The sequence below is a fragment of the Marinobacter halodurans genome (genome assembly GCF_004327985.1).
Taxonomy (GTDB): Bacteria; Pseudomonadota; Gammaproteobacteria; order Pseudomonadales; family Oleiphilaceae; genus Marinobacter_A; species Marinobacter_A halodurans.
Window position 1 is genome coordinate 1 of sequence record NZ_SJDL01000092.1, and the last position, 3,384, is coordinate 3,384.

Consider the following 3,384-nt stretch of genomic DNA (forward strand, 5'->3'; position numbering starts at 1 on the left):
TCCTGGATGATGCCGCCGGGGTAGGCCACCATGCGGTCGAGGAACGCCGAGGTGGTGGCGTGGTTGGTGACGAATTCCCGGTCTCCCAGGCGCAGCAGTAATTCCCAGTAGCCCATGGCACTGCCAAAGCCTGACGGTGGGTGGCACCCACCACAGCAAACAGGGCAAAGCCCAACTGGTGGAAGCGGGCACCGAGATCCATCACAAGGCGGGCATGAAGATCGTCGTCGAAGCCGGCGCCGAAATCACCCTCAAGGCAGGCGGCAGCTTCGTCAAAGTCGACCCCAGCGGCGTCACCGTCTCCGGGCCGATGATCAAGATGAATTCCGGCGGGGCGCCAGGGAGTGGAGCGGCGGTTGCCGCAGTCGCCCCAATCATTCCGCAAGCCTTGGACAAAAATAAAAATCCCCATGTGGAGTCTGATGCGCTGGCTGAGACCTCTAATCGGGAAAACGTTGAAAGCTCGCCAAGTTCGGCCCAAAAGTTAAAGCGGGCGGCCCAAAAGGACGTTTTCCTGAGCAAGCAATGCCATCGCCAGCCAGACGGTCAGTGCCCGTTGGCGGATTGTCAATGCAGTGAAAGCTGAACGGAATAGATCGACGATGGAACGCTCAAATACCGAAATGTACGACCGCGAAGCCATGCCTGACAGCTATCTGCTGCTCGACGGAGCGATGATCGACGCTTTGATGTTGACCTACAAACACGATGATTCTCCTTGGGTGGCATGGCTCTACCGGGGCACTCGGCACGAATCCGCGATTGAGGCAAGCCCCCTCCTCGTCAAACCCTCTCCGGGATCGCGCTTATGGGATAACAGTGAAGAATGGTCCCGGTATGGCATCGTCCTGAAAACACGAGTGACAAAAGACGCGTTACTCGGCCATCTACAGAGCCTGATCAGTATCCGGCTGCCGTCAGGGCAACTCAGCTATTGCCGTTTTTATGCGCAATCCCACTTAGCCAATTTCCTGGGCGCCATGGATGACAGCGAAAAAATCGCGTTCAGCGGCCCCATTGAGTGTTGGATGAATCCGACCCCGGACTCGGGCTGGCAAACCATAGAGATTGCTTCGACCGGCTCGATCAAGCAGTTGAAGGACGAAGGCTGGTTCCAACTCACTCAAGAACAGTTGGACCGCATGAAAGCCATCAAGAGAAGTCGCTTCATAGGAAGGCTGGCCGATCACCTGGGGCTGGCACAAGGCGATACTTCGCTCAGTTCTCTCAGCGATATCGTACAGCAAGCCGAAACACAGGCATTCGTCACTGAAAAGGACATCGCCCACTATGCAGAAATGGCAGTACATCATGGCGAGCGATTGAACTCAGCTGAGTGTCAGGCCGTCCTGGCCAGTGACGAGCTGACCAATTTCGAAAAACTTGCCGAGCTGGATCATCTGCTGACATATGGAGGTGCATGATGGCATCCGCTTACACCGTTCAGGCCGGGGACACGCTCAGCCGTATCGCCCAGAAAAATAATGCGACGGTTTCCGGCTTAATGCGCCTGAACCCGTCCATTGAAGATCCAAACCGGATCTACACGGGCCAGCAACTGAAACTGCCGGGCAGCCATGGACAACCTCTCACCGCCTCTCCCGCCACTGATGTCTCGGAATCAGCACCCTGTGCGGATGAATATGTCGAGATTGTCCACGTGACCGGCACGGAAGAACTCCTCTTCCTCACCGAATATGACCTAAACGAGCTGATTGAGGAGGAAAAGCGGGTCGGGGGCGCTATTGAGAAGCTGTACAAGGACCTGCAAAAAGACGACGCCCCCACAGCAGGCGCGAATGGCTTACCAACCGACAGGGAAGGCGCCCTGACAACAGCCATCCAGCAAGAAAAAGACGCTGCAGTTAAAGAGCTGCAGGATCTCGGAATCGTGAGCACGACCATGCAGTCGACCCCCAAGCTCACGGAGATCAAGCGCCTTAAAGGCAACAAGCACTACACCTATGTCCGCTCGGACAAGATCGCCAACCATTGGCGAAGCTACAAAATGACCGCCAAGGATAGAAATCGCAGTGCGGGCTGGCTGACACAGAAAGGCATCGACACCGGGAAGCTGCGTGAGGCCGTCGAAGCGGACTTTGGCATCAAGTTCAACAGCAGTTTCTGGAAGCTGGATCCGGACAGCCATTTCAGCAAGTCGCTTAACCAGTTCTACGAGGAAGTGAGCTGGTCCATTTGGGGCAGCTCGGAAAATCGACAGAAAAACCGGGATGCGACCGGATTCGACGCCTCCGCGGAGGCGCAGTTCATGCGGTTTGCTGCGGGAGCCTCTGCTTCCGGCGAGTTCAAGCCCATCGATGGCAAGGTCCACCTGCAGGCCAAGGCCAGCGCGCAATTCAGTCTGGCTCAGGGCAAAGCCTCCATTGAACAGGCGTATCCGGCCAACGACGAATCGGAGATCCGGATTTACTACCACGAAGGCGGCTGGGATGGCCCATTGGCCTACCAGAGCATGGGCCACTTCCAGGCCAAACTGACCATCTCCGTCAGCGGTTACGCCGGTGCGTCCGCTTTATTGGCAGCCAACGTCAAGGTCGACTGCTCGGAAGGCGTGCCAAGCATCAAAGGCATTGCCGGCGCTCCCGCCGACGACGAAGGCGCCTATGCCGAGGCCGGGGCGTTCGCCGGGGTGCGAGCCGGTTGCGAGGTGTTGGGCGGGCTGTACTGGATTGATAAACTCACCCGGCAATCGGACTGGAAAACCATTTGTCAGATTGGCGAAAAAGTCGAAGGGGCTGCTGGGATTGGGGCAGAGGCTTACCTGAAACTTGGCTTTAGTGACAAGTCCGGAAAATTCTTTCTCCGGGCGCATGCAGGCCTCGTCTTTGGCCTTGGGGCAAGCGGTACATTCGTTTTTGAAGTCAACGTAAATGATATCGCCAGCATGATGCGCTTCATTTATAACAGTCTATTGAAAACGGATCTCCGGTATCTAGAAATCTTCGATAATGAAACTAACGCCTTCACGCAGTACGTCAGAATATCGTTGCTAGCTCTATCTAAAGGACTGGACTACGCTAGCGCAGCAGCTGAGTTTACGACTTCAACTGTAGCTTCTGTCGAAATTTTTGTCAGGAATTTCATTCAAGCCCAACAGTACGGCAGGGCTCAGGAAAAAGAGGGGGAAGCGCTCGCCAAAAATATCCAGAACGACATTGCAAGAGGGGAGAATAGCGTTTTCCTACATTCGCCCCCCGAAGTAAAAGGCCCCATACTCCACAAGCTGACTTAGTCGACCCTGCAAAAACGCCGTTTTCAGACAGCCAACCATTCATCGGTCTCGGTCGGCCCATCCAGCAAGGCCGGAATTGACCATAAAATAGTCAATATCAAGCGCCAATACCGCTGATTCTCGCAAGGCCA

The 3,384-nt window shown here is 55.6% G+C and carries 3 protein-coding genes; all 3 read left to right on the forward strand.

All coding sequences use genetic code 11. The features are described from left to right. The first annotated feature begins 136 nt into the window (after positions 1 to 136). The 3 genes from EZI54_RS24940 to EZI54_RS23310 are packed head-to-tail and all read left to right on the forward strand — an operon-like array spanning position 137 to position 3,253. Complete coding sequence (locus EZI54_RS24940) at positions 137 to 586, forward strand: hypothetical protein (protein WP_207389328.1); 450 nt, start codon at positions 137 to 139, stop codon at positions 584 to 586. Positions 587 to 602: 16 nt separating this feature from the next. After that, a complete protein-coding gene (locus tag EZI54_RS23305; protein ID WP_131484251.1) occupies positions 603 to 1,424 on the forward strand; it encodes a DUF4123 domain-containing protein in 822 nt (273 codons plus the stop codon). After that, the gene (locus tag EZI54_RS23310) at positions 1,421 to 3,253 is read left to right on the forward strand and encodes a LysM peptidoglycan-binding domain-containing protein (RefSeq protein WP_131484252.1); all 1,833 of its coding nucleotides are present in this window, start codon (positions 1,421 to 1,423) and stop codon (positions 3,251 to 3,253) included. Before EZI54_RS23305 ends, EZI54_RS23310 begins: the two co-directional genes overlap by 4 nt. The last annotated feature ends 131 nt before the right edge of the window (positions 3,254 to 3,384 follow it).

What these genes read in the sequence shown, in the direction of transcription:
- EZI54_RS23310 (WP_131484252.1), top strand. Translation starts at nt 1,421, where the DNA reads ATGATGGCATCCGCTTACACCGTTCAGGCCGGGGACACGCTCAGCCGT.
- EZI54_RS23305 (WP_131484251.1), top strand. Translation starts at nt 603, where the DNA reads ATGGAACGCTCAAATACCGAAATGTACGACCGCGAAGCCATGCCTGAC.